General features: G+C 40.6%; 17 protein-coding genes. 1 reads left to right on the top strand and 16 read right to left on the bottom strand.

Features of this window, described 5'->3' with window-relative positions; genetic code table 11:
* Nucleotides 1-9: 9 nt before the first annotated feature.
* The 6 genes from BV60_RS0106445 to BV60_RS0106420 form a co-directional block, all read right to left on the bottom strand.
* Nucleotides 10-681 carry a DUF4956 domain-containing protein gene (locus BV60_RS0106445; RefSeq protein WP_029320345.1) on the bottom strand — a complete coding sequence of 224 codons (672 nt, stop codon included), beginning with the start codon at nt 679-681 and terminating at the stop codon, nt 10-12.
* A gap of 22 nt (nt 682-703) precedes the next feature.
* Nucleotides 704-1,378, bottom strand: a complete 675-nt coding sequence (locus BV60_RS0106440) for a polyphosphate polymerase domain-containing protein (protein ID WP_035777438.1) — start codon at nt 1,376-1,378, stop codon at nt 704-706.
* Nucleotides 1,379-1,565: 187 nt separating this feature from the next.
* A complete protein-coding gene (locus tag BV60_RS0106435; RefSeq protein WP_029320343.1) occupies nt 1,566-2,930 on the bottom strand; it encodes an MATE family efflux transporter in 1,365 nt (454 codons plus the stop codon).
* 115 nt (nt 2,931-3,045) lie between these two features.
* A complete protein-coding gene (locus BV60_RS0106430; protein WP_029320342.1) occupies nt 3,046-3,525 on the bottom strand; it encodes a hypothetical protein in 480 nt (159 codons plus the stop codon).
* Nucleotides 3,526-3,555: 30 nt separating this feature from the next.
* Nucleotides 3,556-4,221: a hypothetical protein gene (locus tag BV60_RS0106425; protein ID WP_197029534.1), complete on the bottom strand. Its 666-nt coding sequence runs from the start codon at nt 4,219-4,221 to the stop codon at nt 3,556-3,558.
* Nucleotides 4,222-4,398: 177 nt separating this feature from the next.
* The gene (locus BV60_RS0106420; RefSeq protein ID WP_029320339.1) at nt 4,399-6,060 is read right to left on the bottom strand and encodes a sensor domain-containing phosphodiesterase; all 1,662 of its coding nucleotides are present in this window, start codon (nt 6,058-6,060) and stop codon (nt 4,399-4,401) included.
* A 200-nt stretch (nt 6,061-6,260) separates the two neighbouring features.
* On the opposite strand from BV60_RS0106420, the gene BV60_RS0106415 reads away from it, so the two are divergent.
* Entirely contained in the window at nt 6,261-6,698 is a 438-nt protein-coding gene (locus BV60_RS0106415) for a PH domain-containing protein (RefSeq protein WP_029320338.1), read from the top strand.
* A gap of 120 nt (nt 6,699-6,818) precedes the next feature.
* Here BV60_RS0106415 and BV60_RS0106410 read toward each other — a convergent pair whose 3' ends face one another.
* The 10 genes from BV60_RS0106410 to BV60_RS0106365 all read right to left on the bottom strand — a co-directional run bounded on the left by BV60_RS0106410 (nt 6,819) and on the right by BV60_RS0106365 (nt 18,277).
* Nucleotides 6,819-7,940, bottom strand: a complete 1,122-nt coding sequence (locus tag BV60_RS0106410; RefSeq protein ID WP_051656554.1) for a D-alanyl-D-alanine carboxypeptidase family protein — start codon at nt 7,938-7,940, stop codon at nt 6,819-6,821.
* 5 nt (nt 7,941-7,945) lie between these two features.
* Entirely contained in the window at nt 7,946-9,010 is a 1,065-nt protein-coding gene (locus tag BV60_RS0106405; protein WP_029320336.1) for a tetratricopeptide repeat protein, read from the bottom strand.
* Between the two features lie 105 nt (nt 9,011-9,115).
* Nucleotides 9,116-9,490, bottom strand: coding sequence for a RidA family protein (locus tag BV60_RS0106400; RefSeq protein ID WP_029320335.1), 375 nt, complete (start codon nt 9,488-9,490; stop codon nt 9,116-9,118).
* Nucleotides 9,491-9,523: 33 nt separating this feature from the next.
* Nucleotides 9,524-9,766, bottom strand: coding sequence for a hypothetical protein (locus BV60_RS0106395; protein WP_029320334.1), 243 nt, complete (start codon nt 9,764-9,766; stop codon nt 9,524-9,526).
* A gap of 81 nt (nt 9,767-9,847) precedes the next feature.
* The gene (locus BV60_RS21750; protein WP_051656553.1) at nt 9,848-11,122 is read right to left on the bottom strand and encodes a GDSL-type esterase/lipase family protein; all 1,275 of its coding nucleotides are present in this window, start codon (nt 11,120-11,122) and stop codon (nt 9,848-9,850) included.
* Between the two features lie 29 nt (nt 11,123-11,151).
* Complete coding sequence (locus tag BV60_RS0106385; RefSeq protein WP_197029533.1) at nt 11,152-12,528, bottom strand: MBOAT family O-acyltransferase; 1,377 nt, start codon at nt 12,526-12,528, stop codon at nt 11,152-11,154.
* A gap of 7 nt (nt 12,529-12,535) precedes the next feature.
* A complete protein-coding gene (locus tag BV60_RS0106380; protein ID WP_029320330.1) occupies nt 12,536-13,948 on the bottom strand; it encodes a tetratricopeptide repeat protein in 1,413 nt (470 codons plus the stop codon).
* A gap of 37 nt (nt 13,949-13,985) precedes the next feature.
* Nucleotides 13,986-14,153, bottom strand: coding sequence for a hypothetical protein (locus BV60_RS23465; RefSeq protein WP_035777107.1), 168 nt, complete (start codon nt 14,151-14,153; stop codon nt 13,986-13,988).
* A 40-nt stretch (nt 14,154-14,193) separates the two neighbouring features.
* Complete coding sequence (locus BV60_RS0106370) at nt 14,194-15,594, bottom strand: bifunctional folylpolyglutamate synthase/dihydrofolate synthase (protein WP_051656551.1); 1,401 nt, start codon at nt 15,592-15,594, stop codon at nt 14,194-14,196.
* A 10-nt stretch (nt 15,595-15,604) separates the two neighbouring features.
* Nucleotides 15,605-18,277, bottom strand: a complete 2,673-nt coding sequence (locus tag BV60_RS0106365; RefSeq protein ID WP_029320326.1) for a valine--tRNA ligase — start codon at nt 18,275-18,277, stop codon at nt 15,605-15,607.
* Nucleotides 18,278-18,603 lie beyond the last annotated feature (326 nt).

Genomic DNA, 18,603 nt, shown 5'->3' with positions numbered 1-18,603 from the left:
TTGAAAAAGTTAACCCATGTATTCTCCGTTATAGCTTACAAGGACTGCACTGTTTACGCCTTCCATATCAGCAAGCTGATTTACAAAATCAGTATTGTCCTCTTTAAGTCTTACCTCTATGTTAAGCTCAAGATTTCCCTTTTGAGCGCTCTTACTCTTAACAACAAACCTTTCAACCTTGGATTTCACATACTCACTTACCCTGACCTCAGCCTCATGTCCTGTGCAGCTTACAACAACTATATAGGGCATAAGATAAGCTTTTTTATTTACAAAAATAAGAAGCATGACGCCGATAATAATACTGCCAAAAACTGCAAGAGGAATCATGCCCGCTGCAAGCACGATGCCGACAGCTATTGACCAGAACAGAAAAGCTATTTCAAGGGGCTCTTTGATCGCTGCTCTGAAACGAACGATTGAAAGGGCACCGACCATACCAAGTGAAAGAACAACGTTGCTGGTAACTGCAAGTATTACGAGGGTTGTGATCATGGACAGTGCTACAAGTGTTACACCAAAGCTTGATGAATACATGACGCCCTGGTAGGTCTTTTTATATACAAGAAAAATAAACATTCCTATTGCAAAAGCAAGTACCATGGCAAGAACCATATCTAAGATGCTTACGCTTGTTACGTTCTCTAAAAAACTGGATTTGAATATGTCATTAAAAGTCATTGTTTTTCTCCTTAAGATTTATTTATATCATTGGTTGTCTGCAGGCTTCGTATTTTGAAAACGAACCTGTTTTTGTTCCTTTAAGCTGGACGCAGTCACGGATTATGTCCGGTAAAAAATTGTCCCACTTTACTTCCATGATGCATATTCCAAAAGCTGCGGGGACCATTATGCACTCAGTGTCAAGAAAGTCGATGTTTTGCATCCCTGTGCGTATGTTGTAATCAAGTGTCACTCTCACATTACCCGGGGCATATATAAAAGGCTCTCGTGTATAATCGACGATTGTCTTTGGTTGCAATCTTTCTGAAATCATCCGCGAGTATAGCTCTCTTATGAGATCATTCTCAGAATCTCTCATCCAACTGATATCACCTCTTACAATGCTATCAGCCTGCTTTTCCGTCAAATTTGCGGAAATTTTGGTTCCAAGTCCTCCGACCTTACTCTTTTTTTCAAGATGTATAACGGATTTGTCCTTGTTATAGTACCTGATTCTAAACTTCTGCCTTCTGCTTACACCAGATTGTTTTTCCAGTAGTGCTTTGTTCTCAGGTGTATCAAAATACAGGCTTCGTATCAGATATTTACCGTCCACCGCATGTGGGTCACAGGTTGCAACCGCTCGCAATCTCTGTCTTATCGTAATCATATCCTGAGTTGTGATCTCATGCTTCAATTCATGTCTAAATTGCACGGCTTGCTCCTTTCGTATTTTTTTGTAAACAGACGTTTTTATGGCCTGTCGTATCAGCTTTTGCAATTATATTCTCCAAACCTAAAACAAACCTAAAAGAAACTAAAAAGCATAATCCGTAACAAAAAAACACACTCTGCGATTATCTTTTGAATAATCACAAAGTGTGTTTAAAGTTTTCTCTGTTTTATTTTTCAGGTAATGTTCTTACTTTTCTTCCGTATACTCTGTTAAAGAAGAATACCGAGATTATAAGGGATGCGATTTCTGCAATGGGGAATGCCCACCAGACCATGTTTACGTTACCTGTCTGTGCCAGTAGCCATGCTGCAGGGATGAGCACGACAAGCTGTCTTCCGACTGATACGACAAGTGAAAAAATGCTTTCTGAAAATGCCTGGAACACAGAGCCAAGCGCAATACATACGCCTGCAATGGGGAAGCTCAGGCTTATTACTCTAAGCGCAGGTTTTCCGATCTCTATCATATCGAGTGATGCATTGAAAAGCCCAAGAAGCCTTTCGGGAATAATCTGGAAGGCTATTGTTCCGATGATCATAATGGTTGCTGCAAGCGCAATTGAAAATTTGAGTGCTTCTCTGATCCTCTTTTTATTTTTTGCCCCAAAGTTATATGCCAGCACCGGAATAAGTCCGTTGTTAAGACCAAATACAGGCAGGAAGAAAAAGCTCTGTAATTTGAAATATACACCAAAGACTGCGGTAGCAGTGCTGGAAAATGTTGTCAGTATAAGGTTCATGGCATATGTCATAAGTGAACCTATGGACATCATAAGTATGGAAGGAACACCTACAAAATATATTTCCTTTACAACATCTGCCTTAGGATGCAGGATCATGGACATTTTAAGCCTTACATCAGGGTTAAGGCTTATGTTGCAGTAAAGTCCTATAAATGCTGCCACGACCTGTCCGATAACGGTTGCAAGCGCTGCACCTGCTACTCCCATTTTCGGTGCGCCAAACAATCCGAAAATAAGAATGGGATCCATAATAATATTGATGATCGCACCTGCCATCTGCGAGTACATACTGTAAAGTGTTCTTCCTGTTGACTGAAGCATTCTCTCAAAAGTCATCTGGCAGAACAGTCCGATTGAACAGCAGCTGACAATCCTCAGATAAGAAATACCATATCCTATTATCTTTGTATCCGTGGTCTGTGACATTATGAAGGGCTTTGCCACAAACATTCCTATAAGGAAGAATACAATATAGTTAAAAAGTGTAAGTAGCAATGTTGTATTGGCAGCCTGATCTGATCTCTTAAAATTCTTCTCACCAAGAGATCTGGAAAGAAGCGCATTCATACCTACTCCGGTACCTGAGCCCAAAGCAATCATCAGGTTCTGCATCGGAAAAGCAAGTGTAACCGCTGTAAGCGCACCCTCATCAATCTGTGCGACAAAGATACTGTCTACAACGTTGTACAAAGCCTGAACAAGCATTGAAGCCATCATAGGCAGTGACATGGAAATAATCAGTTTCTTAATGGGAAGGACTCCCATCTTGTTTTCACCGTGATTTGACATTAAAATCCTCTTTCAATCCTTTAATTATAAGTAATTACCCAAAAAAAGAATGTCCAAGGACATTCTTTTTTGCGTTTAATACTATACTATAACCCTCTCAATACTTCAACATTTTTTAATTTTTCTTGGTATTGTCTTTATCTTCCGTCTGAAGGTTGTTCGGATCATAGGTACTCTTAATTCCTGCGGCTTTATTGAAAATTGTCGCCAAAGCTCTTCCATCATTTACGTGAAGTTCATGTCTGTACCAGCCTCCCGCAACCTTAACAAACAGAAAACCATCGCACCTTACGCTTGTCCGTCTGGTGCGTCTGACCGCCTTATCAAGGAAGTTTGCAAGGTCACTTCCGTTATAGATATATGTTGCAGGGATGTACCAGCCGTTGTATTTTCTGATGAAAGTATATTTACCGTAGGTTACGGTTGTGTTTCCGTCTTTATCCTGCCCCACAGTAATATTCATCTGGTTTTCTTTTATCGCTGTATTGCTTTGCTTTGTAGTCGTGATTGCAGCCTTAGCAGGCACTGTCATGAGTGCGATCACCAATGAAAATGCCATCAGCGTTGTACATAAAATTCTTACCACTCTCTTCATAATCTTACCCCATATAATGTGACAATAAACTTACCCTCGTATTATTACCCCGTCCGATTTTTCTCCTATCAGTTTTTTTAATATCTCCCGAGCTTCATCTCTGCTTTCTGCCTCAATCTCAACTCCAAAGGCAAACCTCTTTCTATTATTAAGCTCTGCATCATGCTGCGCAAATTTTTCCTGCATGGCAGCCAGGGAATGATGTTGTCTCAGTTCAACAATATCTTTAGCAGCGAAATCCGTCAGTTCTTTCTTTTCCTCATCCGATTGAGCATATTTCCCGATAATGCTGATCGTGGACGCGAGGATAAGATAGTCGCTGGCGATGTACTCTTCTAAACTTTTCCAATGAATTCCTTCGTCGTTTGGAAGTGATGCCATTCTGCTGTCTATATAATCATCAAAGCTTATTCCCTGATTTTCAAGCCAGTCCATAGCGTACATTTTCCAGACACGCTCACGCTTATCAAAAACTTCCTGGTCATATATCGCCTGCATTTTCCTGAAGAGTTCTTCCACTATGGGAATGATGTCCTCTTCCTTTGATCTCATTATGTTAAATGCCCGGCCTGAAAACTGAGTTCCATCATTTACATCCTCAAGTGATAACGCAAACGCATTGTCATCAATGCGTGTCATTGAAACCGCCAGATTTCCCAAGCGGGCAACACAAATACTGCGGTCTTTAAGTATCACATCCCGCTGCTTGCAAAATGCATTTATCAAGAACTCAGGCTTTATGTAAGTAAACATGATCTACATTTGTTTCCACCTTTCAAATCCACCTACTCAAGCTAATTATATCTTTTTTAAGCATGATGAAACCATATTTTATAAAATGTTTATTATAAAATAAGAACTTTTTAATATCATCTATCTGCTCTTATAAAGAGACAGTCTCCTGAATTCAGCAAGTCCAACCGGCCTGGAATAGTAGTATCCCTGATAATAATCCACAGGATATTTAAAAAGTCTGTGCTCCGTATCCGCATTTCCTACCCCGGTTGCGCAGACACTCATATTCATGTTTGCTGCAAATCCCGTTATAGCCTCGGTCATATATCTGCTAAGAGGATTCTTTCCGATATTTTCGGTAATCTCGGGCGCAAGCTTTATCGTGTTTATAGGCAGCCTTGTCGCCAGATCAAGCGTTGTAAAATCAGTGACATCCAAAGCAATTCTGATTCCGCAGGATTTAAGGAAAATTACCTGGCTCTTTAAATAATCAAAATTTATTTCTCTGGAAATATTGGATAATTCTATACACAATGCCGTTCCCGGATACCTGTTTCTCCTTAATAGCTGCAGAATCGTGGTTCTGAATTCACTTCTCTCCAGCTGAACATAAGCAAGATTGATACTAAGGTAAAATCCCGGGTGATCCCTTAATATTTCCAGTCCGTCCTTCATGGCTTTATCAAGTATCCAGTTTCCCAGTACATAAAACGAGCTGTCCTGTTCAAGCCAGGGAATGAATTCGCTGGGAGATACATCACCGTAAGGATCTCTTTTCCATCTAAGGAGCACCTCTGCTCCCGACAGTTTCCCATCATTTTTGGATATTATCGGCTGGTAGTTGAGATAAAAACCTCTGCAATGATCCAGCACGCTCTCTCGTACAAGTCCGACAAGCTCTATAGTGCTCTTGTTGTATTCAAGCTCATTATTATGGAAAATAATAAGATTACCGTGTTTCTCTGACTTGGAATGTGCAAGAGCATATTTGGCGCTTGTATAAACAGCATGCACATCTGTCCCGGATTCGTCCACCACAATAACTCCTCCGCCAAGCTCTGCGGACACTCTGTTTTGTCCTATCTGTATATTCTGACGGACAAACATTCTCATACGGGAATAGAGTTTTTTCACATCTTCCAAATCCATCCCTACAGTGCAAAGTCCGAGGATAGTACCTTCTCCTCTATATACATGCCCTTTTTCACCGGCTTCATTCTGAAGCCATTCAGCCATTTGCTTTAGCATCCTGTTTCCGAACATGTAACCGTATAATCTGTTTATATCACCGAAATCAATAACATTTACCAGAAGAAGAATATAGGTTTCGTTGGTGTTCTCCAATCGGTGCATATAATTAAACATCTCGTAGTGATTTGAAAGTCCGGTAATAGGATCCGTATTGTCTACAATACCCTTATTTATAAGGGAACATGCGTAAAAAGCAGCTTTCCCGGAATAATCCTTGATCACCACTCCTCTACATGAACATGCAACATATTCACCACTCTTATTTCTGGCGCGATATTCAAAGCTTGGACTAACACGATTGCCCTCAAAGGCAGTAAGAAGATGTTCTCTATAGGATGCTCTGTCCTCGGGATGAACATGCGTCTCCCATACCTGATCTGCTTTATAGACAAACTCACCCGGCAGCCCAAAGTAATTTACCGCATTCTTGGACCACCTGGCCATATTGTTTTCAATATCATATACATAAACATATCGGCTCTTCGATGTTACAGCGAACGTATCATATATTTTGCTGATAGTATCATAAGCCCCCCGATGTTCTATCATTAAAAATCCTCCAACAAAACTTCCCCAAACCACACAAATATTCAGTAATATGATAAAATATTAGTGTTATATTAATCATATAAATGATGAAAGAGTCAAACGATAAATTTTGCCTCTGTCATCATATAGATTATAAGTTTTGCTCACATGTTATGTCCAGTACATCATTATTATCAATAAAGAAAAGGGGTAACAAATAAATGGCAAAGATTTCAAATCCTGCACAAAATGAAGCATCTGCTATTGCAAAGGGAACTCTTCAGTATAAGGAATACGGAAGACTCATTCTTTTTGGTATTCCATGGCCCTTTAAGCATTATGAAGTGTATGATAATGAGTTGACGATTACTTCCGGTTTTCTCAGCATTAAGGAAGATGACTGCTTTATGTACAAAATAACTGATGTTGAGCTTTCAAGAAGCTTTTTCCAGAGACTTGCAGGTCTCTCAACCATCACACTTTTTACTTCAGATGTCACAGATAAAACTATCATCATGAAAAATATCAAGCACGGAAAAGAAATAAAAGATTTCATCAATCAGGAATCCGAGCGTGCCCGTCTGCGTCGCCGTACAGTTAATATGCAAAATATCGGCTTTAACGATGATGTGGACTCTAATCTCGATGACCTGAACTGAGGATTATGAAAACACCTCACTATGTGAACCTTCTCTATGCTCGTAATATCCAGACTAAATGCAAATCACCTTCTACAGATCATTATATGTAGAAGGTGATTTTTTATTTTAATTTTTTTATTATTGTAAATATGTTTCGTAGATTGCAACCTGGTCATAAATACAACGCCAGGAGCTCCACGCATTGGCTGAAACACATATGTAGTGTCCGCCGCTATTGGAAACCGAATAGCTTGCTGCACAGCATCCGGACTGATTTACAAATCCGGTCTTTGCACATACTACAGTGCCATTTGTTTCCTTATCCTCAATTCGTCTGAGAAACCAGTTTGAAATGATCATCCCTTCAGGATGCTGCTCTGTCGGGCTTGTTGTATAAGTATGAGCTGAGAGAACTTCTCTTGCCAGGTCATTTTCAACGGCTGCCTTTAAGATCATAGCCATATCTGTAAGTGTACAGTAATGGTTCTCATCATATATACCCACACAGTTTGTAAAGTGAGCTGTCTCAGACAGTCCAAGTTCATCAAGCTTTTGGTTCATCATTTCCACAAATCCATCATGAGAACCGCCGACATACGTTGCAAGAGCCAGAGCTGCATCTGCTCCTGAAGGAAGAATAGTTCCGTACATCAAATCTCTTACTGTTACTACTTCGCCGACCTCAAATCCGACAATACTGCATTCGTTTGAAAATGAATAATCTGTAATTTCTCTTGTAATAGTAAATGTATCATCAAGATTTGTGACATGCTCTGCAGCAACCAGTACAGTCAGAATTTTGGTCATTGATGCTGGAGAAATTCTTACATCTGCTGCTTTTTTTGCAACGATTTCCGCCTTGTCAACATCTATAAGGACCGCATTCTCACTAATGACATCCTCACTCACTATATCTGCAGTTGAACCTGTAGCCTGTACTGTATAACCGGTTGCAAAGCTGGCAACCTCAGGCGATAATTGTCTGACCTCAACTTCAGGCTCCGGTTCAGGCTCCGGCTCCGGCTCCGGTTCCTTGACCTGAGTCTCTTCCACAGGAATTGACTCCTGAATCGTGGACAGATCAGCCGCATTATCATCCTTCTTATTCTTGTTTAATATAAAAAGAATAACTGCTATAACAGCTACAATTAACAGTACTGCAGCCACACTTAGCACAATGATTCCCTTTATATTCTTTCTCTTTGGCTTTCGCCCGATATAATAACTATTATCTAAATTTCTGTAACGATTTTTACCCAATATGATTACCTTGTAGAAAGGAATATCTCCTCTCTCTCCGCATCCAAATCGTTTGGATACGCCTTCCTGTATTTTTCCATTAAAGTCTTTGCCTGTGCAAAATTGCCGGCATATTCGTATGCCGTAATTTCATTCATCATAAGTGCTCTGTCATATTCACTGCTTCCAAGAGCAAGCCCTGCTTCGAATGAATTAACTGCCCCTTCATAATCACCGGTGCTTACCTGGCATAATCCAAGCTGGTTATAAATATCCGGATGATTGGGGTCTTCTGCCAAAAATGTTTTATATACACTTACTGCGTAATTATAATCACCCTGCTTTTCACCTGTCTGACCAAGAAGAAGCACTACAGGAGCCTTTTCAGTATCTCTCTCGTTTCTGGCAAGTTCCAGATAACTCTGTGCATCAGCGTTATTTCCTAAATAATAGGATATCTGTCCCTTCTCGTAATTTGTCATATTAGGATCTGTATTATTAAGGCAGGCTTCCAGTATTCCCTTACCTTCCTCCTCAAATCCATTTGCAGATAATGCTTTGTAAATCATTATTCTAAGATCATAGTTTCTGGGAGAAAGAGACATCGCCTTATTAAAATCATTGATTGCGCCATCATGATCTTCACTGTTAAGTCTGGCCATACCACGCATATAGTATGCTTCCTTATCTCTTTTTCTCAAATCAAGAATGGCATCATAGACTTTAGTAGCCTCATCATATTTTCCCAGATGAATATATGCATCAGCCAGATAGTAATTGGTGTCAAAATCCATATCTCCGGGGATTCCGCTCGTAGCTGACAGAGACTTAAGAAAGTCCTCTACCGCAAGATCATACTGTCCAAGGTTCTGATCAAGAATTCCCCTTGCTCTGTAAAGTAATCTGGCATTCTCCCCTGCTGCCTCCGCTGCATCAAAGCTGGCGGCAGCCTCCTCATATTCATAACTTTGAATATGCGCAAGTCCCAGATCTGTATTTTTATGACCTGCAAAACTTCCGCAACCGCTGCCAAGCAGCATTGTTCCCAACATTACCATCAAAGTGGCCGATTTTCTACGCATTACAGCCATTTTGTTTCATACCTCCTCTATAAACACATATTTATAACCAACTAATTTTTATCGGATATCCGTTTTTAAATATATGTTTTTTGATTCAGCCCTTTCTGTTTCAGATTATTTCAGATATGCTGTGATTTCTACTTCGCAGAGAACATCCTTGGGAAGCTTTTTAACTGCGACACAGCTTCTTGCGGGCTTACTTGTAAAGTACTTTTCATATACTGCGTTGAATGCTGCAAAATCTGACATCTCGGCAAGGAAACATGTCGTCTTAACAACATGGTCGAAATCAGTCTCTGCTGCCTTTAATATTTCTCCGATGTTGCGACAAACAAGATCTGCCTGTTCTGAAATATCTGTTCCCTCAATATTACCTGTTGAAGGGTTTATCGGAATCTGTCCTGAAGCAAAAAGAAAATCCCCTGCCTTTATAGCCTGTGAGTATGGTCCTATTGCTGCCGGTGCCTTGTCTGTTGATACATACTGCATTTTTTTGTCCTCCTTTAATGCTCTCAAAATATTTTATTGTTTCTCAGAATCAAACTCAGCTGTCACATAGAAGCCTCTGTCGTTCTCTTCAACCTTTAAAACCGTGCCCTTACGTTCACTCATCCTTTCCCTGAAAGGAAAGTTTGCAGACATCGCAAGTGATGGATCAATCGTATAATACACGTTACTGGGAAGTTCACCCTCGGTGACCGTTATTTCATCACCTTCTTTTAATAATCCCGGGCGTTCCATTTTAAAAACCATCTGTCTTACCATTTGCAGACTCCTCATCTATAAACGCATGTTTTATCTGACTCATACCGTTTTGCACATATGCCTTATAACAGTACTTAGTCCTTATTCAGCAGGTACTTCCGCTTCTTCAGCAGTCTGGGTATATCTTGAAAGTTCGCTTTCTTTTACATAGGCATGGTTTTTCAAATAATCATACCATAATGCGTAAGATTTTGCTTTCAAATGTACATTATCAAATGACAAATCCTGTCCGAGTCCACCATTTTCATCATCGGTAGCTTCATTCATGTCCAGATAAAATACATGCTCTCCGTCAGCAAGTGTACTTAGCATTGCATTTCTTTCATTTATGGTTGAATTCCTGAACACTCTGTCGCTGTTACTCTTTGAATTAGTAACATGCATGATTCCCTGGATAATTATAATCGCATCAGGCTGAAGCGCACGTATCTGATTTACAACACCCGCATAAGCCTGTGTAAAGGTCTCTTTTGTTCCGCTTCCAAGCTCATTCAAACCAAGCATAATATAAATCTTGGAAAATTGTTTCCTTGAAAGAGCATCTAAAACGGTTGTCTTTTCCTTAGGCAACTGATCCTCCGGTATTGTGGTAGCTGCTTCGCCCTCTCCCGGTGCCCCTGCGTTTTCATCACCTGCTTCCGTAAGAAGATAATCGCTTTCTACAGGAAGTACCGGCACAGATACAAATGCTTTATCATCAAGTCCGTATATTGTCAGTGATACCTTCGCATAAAAAGTTGCATGCGCATTAAGTTCAGGACAATACTCAGATAGCCCTACCGTTCTCGAATCGCCTATAAAAAGTGCATCATCAAAATAATCATCAGTTACACTTGTAAGAACATAACTGTCGTTAACAGGTTCTTCAACAATTTCAGCTGTTGTATCGTCAAAGGATGCATTATCTGTATCAGCTAAAGGCTCATTCCCTGCATTTCCTGATGTTACTACGAGTGCGTCTCCGTCCGATACTGCTACTGCATCTCCTGATGTCACTTCACCCGCATTTCCGGAAGATACGTCCTGTACTGCATTTCCATCAGAAACACCTGTATCCTCCAATGCGTTTCCCGAAGAAATCTCTACGTTTGAAGGAATTAGTACCTCCTCAGATTCCTCTAAAATCTCCGGACCTTCCATTTTTATTCCGAAAAGCTTCTCTCCTGCAAGCGCAATAAGATAAGGCGTCTTCCCCTCCATTATGCGGTTCAATGGCTGAGTCAGCAAAGGCTCATCAGCAAAACTATATTCAGTTTTTTCATACATATACCCCTGTCCAAGAGCTGAATCGGCAGTAAAAAAGAGTGCCACCACCACAATTCCCATGGTCAGAATATGCTGAAAAAATGTTTTCATATTCTTCCTGCTATAACTATCAAATTTATTTAAAAGTTAAAATACATAAACGGATTACCCGCTTTGGTAGATACTATCGCTGCGCACACCCAGAACAGTACCAGCATTACCACTCTGACGGGCCAGTCTCTTCTGTGCCTTGCAAAAAAGCTGTAAACTCCCGGAAGTAAAAGAGCAAGTCCCGCAAACAGGAATGGGTAATACATTGACAATAGCTTTGCAAAGTCGCCCGGGTTTATCGCTACACCAATTCCCGTAAAAGGGAACATTCTGCCAAGATAATTGAATAAGTCCTCTTTGTTTGGCAACGCAAAAATAACCCAGGTTATCGGAATCATTAAAAGTACATTTACTCTACCTATAATCTTTAAGAGTTTTTCATTACGTGACCATACAAACTTTTCAAAAACGATCATGCAAAATAGCATACCTGCCCAGATCATAAAATTGACAGTGACACCATGCCACAATCCGGTAAGAAGCCATACAATTGCAAGATTTTTTATTGTATTGATCTTACCTGCCCGGCTTCCTCCCATAGGGAAATATACATAATCTCTAAACCACGCTCCCAAGGTCATATGCCATCTGCGGTAAAACTCACCCACACTTTTTGAAGAATATGGATGATCGAAGTTTCTCACATAAGGGAATCCCAGCATAACTCCGATTCCCGCAGCCATAAGCGAATATCCCCAAAAGTCAAAATATAGATTAAGTGAGTAACAAACCACTCCTGCCCAAGCCAGGGGCGTAGAAATACTTTCATATCCTATGGTTCCCATATCGTTCCACATCATGGCAAGATAATCAGCTATAATTGCCTTCATAGCAAAGCCAAGAGTAAAATAGACAAAGCCTTCTTCAATCTTATCCAGATACACAGGTATTCTATCCTTTAATGCCTTTGATCTGTCTTCCTTTGCAGAAATAAGCTTATTCTTTTCAAAATCGGAATATCTCATAATAGGTCCTGATATAACCTGCGGAAACATTACGAAATAAGCGGCCACTTCAAAAATACCGGGACGCTTGCCTATTTTTCCCATGTAAAGATCAGCCTGGTAGCTCACCATTTTAAATGTGAAAAAGCTGATACCGAGCGGAAGCCCAAACTCACTTCCGTAACCGGCAAGAAACTTGAATGAAAGAAGAAGCAAAACATCCAATGAAACAATCAGAAACAGACTGATCTTACTATGTTCCTGACAGCCGTAAGATAGCAGGATATTAGCCACTACCGCAGCCAGTAAGATAACCAGACTTCTGGAATCCCCAATAGCATAAAAAGCAAGGCTGCCCACAAGAAGAATCAGTGGGCGCAGCCTTGATGGTAATAAATAATATGCACAAAGAAATATCGGAAGAAATCTGAATATAAAAGATAAATCCGAAAAATTAATCATATTAGGGTTAATTTGAAGCATTATTAATCTCTGCTAACTTTGTCTCGGCTGAGCTTGCACTGCTTGTGTCCGAGAAATCGTTTACAACCTGGTCATAAATGACCTTCGCATTATCAGTGTCACCACTTTCATAGTATGCATTTCCCAAGTTATAAAGAGCATCAACATTGGTATTATCATACTGGAAAGCTTTGGAAAAGGATGCAATAGCTGTCTCAAAATCCTGGTTTCTGTACGCATCAGAGCCTGTCTGATAGCTTCTCTTGGAAAGATCGCTTCCGACCAATGTCATAAATGAATTATATAGTTCAGTAAACTGTCTTGTCGCAGGTCCTTCCAAATTATTAAGATCTACGCCCTTCATCTGTTCTTCAATACTGTCAAGGTCGCTTGGTGTAGCCAGATAAGTTGCAACAGCTGCCATAAGATCATTTGCCGCAGAACCTGAACTGTCCGTCTCCTCATATGAACTTACTTCATTTTTAAGGGATTCAAGCTCAGTATTAAGCGAAGCTATCTGTTGCTCATATTCACCAAGTTTTGCCGACTTAGAATCAGATTCCTCACTTATCGCAGAAATCTGTTCTCTGAAGCTTGCGTTCATAGACTGTATTCTCGCAGGTAAAATAAGGTAATATGCTGCTGCGATTCCAAGTACAACTCCGAGAACAATTCCCCAAATTGAGCCGCTTCTTGTCAAAACATTTGAACGCACAGGCTGAATTATAGTTTCATTACCACTCTGGTAACGTACAACATCCGCCTTTGCATTTACTTTTTCTTCACTCGCCTTACTATCCTGTGGAAGCATCATTGATTCGGCTTCCTTAAGATATCTGGCAGCCATAACATTGCCGGTATCAAGTTTTAAGCTCTTTTGTGCTTCGGTTTTAGCCTTCGCATAATTGCCGTTGTTCAGATATAAAAGCGCAAGAAGCAGATGAGCCCTTATAAAGCCGGGGTTCATCGATAATACTTTCTTAAGCTGTATAACGGCCATGTCAAGCCTATCCTGATGACAATGATTTAGCGCTATATTGAATTTCTTTATTGTCTGATTAAAGGCCTCTAAGCGGGAAGGATCATTACGAACCAGATCCATGTAGTCATCAGCTGCGTTATCTTCAGGTTTAAGGTTCTTACTAATAACCCATTCACTCAAAGCAGCAACTACTTCACCGCATTCATAATAAACCAATCCTAAAAGGTTTCTGGCCTGAATATTACTCTTATTAAGTTTAAGACTCTGATGCAGTGATTCTACGGCTCCTGAAAGATCTCGGATCTCAGCACGTTCAAGCCCTTCATTATAGTAACGGTTTGACAAAGATATAATTCGTTTGTAAACCTTTACTCCCGCACCACAATTCGGACAGTAATCACGTTCAGTAAGTTCTGCCCCACATTGATAACATTTCATAATTAGAAGTACGTCCCCTCTCGTCTATAAACGCCTGTCAGTGGATGCGTGTCTGTCTAGCGGCTTCCTCAGCCTTAGCATCCTTCAGCAGACTCACAAGTACATCTGCCATATCGTCAAGATCCTGATTATAGATTATTTCCTCAGCATCCTCAATTTCGAGGCTTGGACGAAACTTCTTAAGTTCATTTTCAAAATTGATCATTATAATGCTCCCAAAAACTGACTCATAAGAAAAGCAAAATTTAGTTACCTGGCATTATACCAAGTGATTCCCTCACCTGTCCTACCAGGTATAATGAGCCTGCCGCAAATACGACATCCCCTGCCCCGCGATCGGTAATTATATCCATAAGCGCATCTCGCACACTGGTATAATACGAAAACCTGATTTCAGGTCTGTCTTTAAAATGACGAAGCTCCGACTCAAAAGCCGCTCTTAACTGTGATTCGGACACAGATCTTCCTGTTTCCAAAACAGAAACACAAATACGATCAAACAGTCCGCTTTCCAGAATCAGCTTTATCATCAGATGATATTGTTTATCTGCAACAGCTCCAAATAAAAGTGTTCTTTTTTTGTCACACGGAATCTTTTTTGCACATTCAAGAAAAGCTTCCATGCCATCAACATTATGCGCACCATCAACATACATACCGGGAAGAATAAGTTCCATTCTTCCGCCCCACTTGGCCTTTCTGAGGCCATAGCTTATATCATCATCCGTTATATTGACGCCCATATCTCTAAGAGCTCTGGTACACATTATCGCAATTGCGGCATTCTCTGTTTGAAAATCCGCAACAGTTTGCAAACGCAAATCGCAATATTTATCATACTGAGATTCATATGAAAAATCAATGCAAATATTCCCTGCATCATCCGGAGCATTGTTTATCTCAGTAACATAACCGGGTTCAACTCTATAAACCTTTGCAGAAAGTTCAGCAGCTCTCTTTTCAATAACTTCTGTACTGACATCTCTCTTATTATATACAACTACAGGAGTATTCTCCTTTATTATTCCTGCTTTTTCTCCGGCAATCTCGGAAATTGTATTGCCAAGATACTGCATATGATCCATTCCTATCTCGGTTATTACATCCAAAACAGGCTCATGGACACTGTTAGTGGCATCCAGTCTTCCGCCAAGTCCGGTTTCAAGGACCAGGTAGTCCACAGGGTACTTTGAGTACAAAATCATTGCCATAAAAAACAGGAATTCAAAATACGTAGGGAAATAGCCATCAACAGAATAATCCTCTATTTTCCTGATGAGATCACCGAATATCTCACAGAAGATAGCATCTTCTATCGGTTTTCCGTTCACGCAAAATCTTTCAGTCGTTTTCACAAGATGCGGTGATGTGAACATTCCGACTGTAAAGCCGGCCTGTCTCAATATCTCTGAAAGATAATTACAAACTGACCCCTTACCGTTTGTACCTGCGACATGAATTATCTTCATTCCAATATCGGGGTTGCCAAGATACTCAAGGAACTTCTTTGTTTCCTCCACTGAGTGTTTCTCGGTAAATGCAGGTATCTGGTCTACGAATCTGTCACATTCGTAGAACCCCAGTCTCTCACCTGCATCAAGGCGACCGATCATATCGCCAATACTTTTAGTCATATCTTCATTCATAACCCATTTATCACTTTTTCAGCTGCGCAAGTCTTTCCTCAACCTGTGCAAATGTCTGCTCATATTTCTTCTGCTTTTCTTTTTCTTCCTCAATCTTTTCAGCCGGAGCCTTTGAAAGGAATTTCTCGTTAGTGAGCATGTTCTTTGATCTCTTAAGCTCGCCTTCAAGACGCTTCTTTTCCTTTTCAAGGCGCTCTATCTCAGCCGCAATATCAACAAGATCTGAGAAAGGCATGTAAATTGTTGCCTCAGCAAGCACTACTGATACTGCATCCTCCGGGATACCTGCCTTGTCATTCTGACATACAGATTCGGAAGCTCCGCCAAGTGTCTCAAAGAAAAGCTTACCGGTACGGAAAATATCAAGTACCTCTTCCTTCTCTGAAACAACATAAACCAATGCTTTGCGGGAAGGTGCAACATTCATCTGTGTTCTGATATTACGGATGCCTCTTACAGCTTCCTTTATTGTCTCAATTGCTTTCTCATCTGCGGCATAGTTCCATTCAGCCTTATATTCAGGCCATGATGAGATCATTATAGACTCCTCTTCATCCTGAATTGTGCAGAAGATTTCCTCAGTGATGTAAGGCATATAAGGATGAAGAAGTTTTAATCCATTAATAAGTACTGTCTGGAGTGTCCAGATTGCTGCTTCATGGGATTTCTTATCATCTGAATTGTACAGACGAGGCTTAACCATCTCAATGTACCAGTCACAGAATTCTTCCCAAATAAAGTCATAAACCTTCTGAACCGCAATACCAAGCTCAAACTTATCCATGTTCTCAGTGACTTCACGGATTGTATTGTTGAGTTTTGAAAGGATCCAGTGATCAACAGGTTCAAGCCCTTCAGGTGCAGGCTGATGGATTGCACTCTTTTCATCCTCACCCATATTCATCATGATGAAACGTGAAGCGTTCCATACCTTATTTGCAAAGTTGCGGCTGTTCTCAACACGCTCATAGTAAAATCTCATATCATTTCCGGGTGCATTACCTGTAACGATAGTGAGACGAAGAGCGTCAGCACCGTACTTATCGATAACTTCGAGCGGGTCAATACCGTTACCCAATGACTTACTCATCTTACGCCCCTGGGAATCCCTGATAAGTCCGTGGAAAAGCACGGTCTTGAAAGGATATGTACCCATCTGCTCATAGCTGGAGAATATCATTCTGATAACCCAGAAGAAAATGATATCATAGCCGGTTACAAGCACATCTGTAGGGAAGAAATACTTAAGCTCAGGTGTCTGCTCCGGCCATCCAAGTGTCTCGAAAGGCCATAAAGCAGATGAAAACCATGTATCAAGAGTATCTGTTTCCTGCTTAAAGTGTGTGCATCCGCACTTAGGACATACTGAAGGTTCTTCCTTGGCAACAACTGTCTCTCCGCATTCCTCACAGTAATAAGCGGGGATTCTGTGCCCCCACCACAGCTGTCTGGAAATACACCAGTCTCTGATGTTATCTGTCCAGTTAAAGTAAGTCTTCTCCATACGCTGGGGAATAAGTTTGATCTCACCCTCTTTGACAGCTTTAACAGCAGGCTTTATAAGATCATCCATCTTAACAAACCACTGCTTTTTGATCATAGGCTCAACTGTTGTACCGCATCTGTCATGTGTGCCAACGTTATGTGTATAGTCTTCAATCTTAACAAGAAGTCCACGCTCTTCCAGTTCCTTAACTATGGCGTCACGGCACTCATAACGATCCATACCCTCAAACTTGCCACCGTTTTTATTTATGGTCGCATCGTCGTTGAGAATATTGATTTCTTCAAGATTATGGCGCTTACCAACCTCAAAATCGTTAGGGTCATGCGCAGGTGTAATCTTAACCACACCTGTACCGAATTCCATATCTACATAGCTATCCTCTACTATAGGAAGCTCTCTGTTAACTATAGGAAGAAGAACCTTCTTACCCTTAAAGCTCTTATATCTGTCATCATCGGGATTTACCGCAACTGCTGTATCTCCCAGCATTGTCTCGGGACGTGTTGTAGCAAACTCAATAAAATCAGTCTTGCTTACTGTTCCGTCCTCATCAATTACAGGATATTTAATATGCCATAAATGTCCTGCCTGTTCCTCATACTCAACTTCGGCATCCGAAATAGATGTATTACATACCGGACACCAGTTGACAATTCTATTTCCTTTATATATATAGCCTTTTTCATGCATCTTCACAAAAACTTCTGTAACTGCCTTGTTGCAGCCCTCATCCATTGTGAAGCGTTCACGATCCCAATCGCATGAGCTTCCGAGCTTCTTAAGCTGTGATACGATTGTTCCGCCGTATTCCTTTTTCCACTCCCATGCCTTTTCAAGGAATTTCTCTCTTCCGAGATCATGCTTATCAATTCCCTGCTTCTTAAGTTCATCTGTTATACGAACCTCAGTAGCAATACTGGCATGGTCAGTTCCGGGCTGCCAGAGTGCATTATATCCCTGCATTCTCTTCCATCTGATAAGAATATCCTGAAGAGTCTGGTCAAAAGCATGTCCCATGTGCAGCTTACCTGTGATATTCGGCGGAGGGATTACAATTGTGAATGGTTTTTTAGTCTCATCCACCTCAGCATGAAAATACTTATTGTCTTCCCATTTCTTATAAAGTCGGTCCTCGATTCCTTTTGGATCATAAGTTTTTGCCAATTCTTTTCTCATTATTAATGTCCTCTTACCATAGAATTACATATACCGTACTATGATATTTCAATTCCGGTATTTTTGTCAATCCAGTGCTGCTGTAATCAAATACATCGACTTTTTTCGCCGGCAATAAAGAGGTCTTAAACCGTCTCATGACACAGATGTCATTATTATTTTCTGGTTTACATAGTATTATTGACTATATTAGTATCATGTTGGAATTTCGATTATGATGTGGCTAATATCGTAAACCATCAGTAAATGCTATTTTATGCACCTTTCGGAATAGGCGTTTCCAAACTATCCCCAATTTCCACAGAGTTATCCACATGTACACGCGT

This window comes from Butyrivibrio sp. AE3004, assembly GCF_000703165.1.
Classification (GTDB): Bacteria; Bacillota; Clostridia; order Lachnospirales; family Lachnospiraceae; genus Butyrivibrio.
Note: the sequence above shows the minus strand (reverse complement) of the source record. Positions and strands in the feature narration are given on the sequence as shown.